The organism is Methylobacterium marchantiae, assembly GCF_042679825.1.
Taxonomy (GTDB): Bacteria; Pseudomonadota; Alphaproteobacteria; order Rhizobiales; family Beijerinckiaceae; genus Methylobacterium; species Methylobacterium marchantiae.
Genome location: NZ_JBHTND010000067.1, coordinates 1 through 1,939 on the forward strand (window position 1 = coordinate 1; position 1,939 = coordinate 1,939).

The 1,939-nt window shown below is 69.1% G+C and carries 1 protein-coding gene; it reads right to left on the reverse strand.

Going from position 1 to position 1,939, the window contains the following annotated elements:
• A partial coding sequence (gene dxs / locus ACFQ4G_RS21810; RefSeq protein WP_238209208.1) for a 1-deoxy-D-xylulose-5-phosphate synthase occupies nucleotides 1-1,931 on the reverse strand: 1,931 nt, incomplete at its 3' end.
• Nucleotides 1,932-1,939: the final 8 nt, after the last annotated feature.

Genomic DNA, 1,939 nt, shown 5'->3' on the forward strand with positions numbered 1-1,939 from the left:
GCCTTCTGTCCCGGCAGCGCCGCATTGACGGTCTTGACGATGCCGTCGGCGTCGAGGCCGGCCTCGGCGTACATCGTCTCCGGGCTGTTGTGGTCCTGGTACAGGTCCGGAAGCGTCAGCGTCCGCACCCTGACCCGGCCCGCATCCAGCGCGCCCTTCTCGGCGAGGAGGTGCAGCACCATCGCTCCGAAACCGCCGACCGAGCCTTCCTCCAGCGTGATCAGCACCTCGTGGGTGGCCGCCAGATCCAGGATCAGCGCCTCGTCCAGCGGCTTGGCGAAGCGCGCATCCGCCACGCTCACCGCGATCCCGGCGCTCTCGAGCTGGTCGGCCGCCTTCAGCGCTTCCGACAGGCGCGTGCCCAGGCTCAGCAGCGCCACCCGCGCGCCCTCGGGACGCTTGACGATCCGGCCTTTGCCGATGGCCAGCGGAACGCCGGTCTCGGGCAGATCGACGCCGACCCCCTCGCCGCGCGGATAGCGCAGGGCGATCGGGCCGCTGTCATGGGCGTGCTGGGTCGCCACCATGTGCACCAGCTCGGCCTCGTCGGAGGCCGCCATCACCGTCATGTTCGGCAGGCAGCACAGATAGGCCAGATCGAACGCCCCCGCATGGGTCGCCCCGTCCGCCCCCACCAGACCCGCCCGGTCGAGGCAGAACCGCACCGGCAGATTCTGCAACGCCACGTCGTGCACGACCTGGTCGTAGGCCCGCTGCAGGAAGGTCGAGTAGATCGCCACGAACGGCTTGTAGCCCTCCGTCGCCAGGCCGCCCGCGAAGGTCACCGCATGTTGCTCGGCGATGCCCACATCGAAGGTCCGGTCCGGATGCGCCTTGCCGAACAGGTCGATCCCGGTGCCGCCCGGCATCGCCGCGGTGATCGCCACCACCTTGTCGTCGGCATCCGCCGCCTTGATCAGGCTCTCGCCGAACACGCGGGTATAGGCCGGCGCGTTCGGCTTGGCCTTGGCCTGCACCCCCGAGATCACGTCGAACTTCACCACCCCGTGGTAGCGGTCGGCCGAGGCCTCCGCCGGGGCGTAGCCCTTGCCCTTCTGCGTCACCACGTGGAGCAGGATCGGGCCCTGGTCCGAGTCACGCACGTTCTTCAGGATCGGCAGGAGATGGTCGAGATTGTGCCCGTCGATGGGGCCGACATAGTGGAAGCCCATCTCCTCGAACATCGTGCCGCCGCCCACCACCAGCGAGCGGGCATACTCTTCCGCCGCCGCCGCGCGCTGGTAGAGCGCCTTCGGCAGGAGCTTGCCGAGCTGCTTGGCGGTCTCGCGCAGGCCGCGATAGGTGCCGCCGGACGCAAGACGCGCGAAATAGGCCGACATCGCCCCCACGGGCGGAGCGATCGACATGTCGTTGTCGTTGAGGATCACGATCAGGCGTGAATGCAGCGCCCCGGCATTGTTCATCGCCTCGTAGGCCATGCCCGCCGACATCGAGCCGTCGCCGATCACCGCCACCATGTTGCGGCGCTTGGGCGCCGGGCCGCCCTTCGCCTTGACCGAGGCCTCGTCGAGGTCGCGCCCCACCGCCATGCCGAGCGCCGCCGAGATCGAGGTCGAGGAATGCGCCGCCCCGAACGGGTCGTAGACGCTCTCCGAGCGCTTGGTGAACCCCGACAGACCGCCCGGCTGGCGCAGGGTCCGGATCCGGTCGCGCCGCCCCGTCAGGATCTTGTGCGGATAGGCCTGGTGCCCGACATCCCACACGATCCGGTCGTCCGGCGTGTCGAACACGTGATGCAGCGCCACCGTCAGCTCGACGACCCCCAGACCGGAGCCAAGGTGACCGCCCGTCACCGACACCGCGTCGATCATCTCGAGACGCACGGCGTCCGCAACACCCTGAAGCGCGCTCTCGGGAAGCAGACGAAGCGATGACGGTTCGTCAAGCCCGTCGAGGATCGAGGTTTCTATCCGTGACA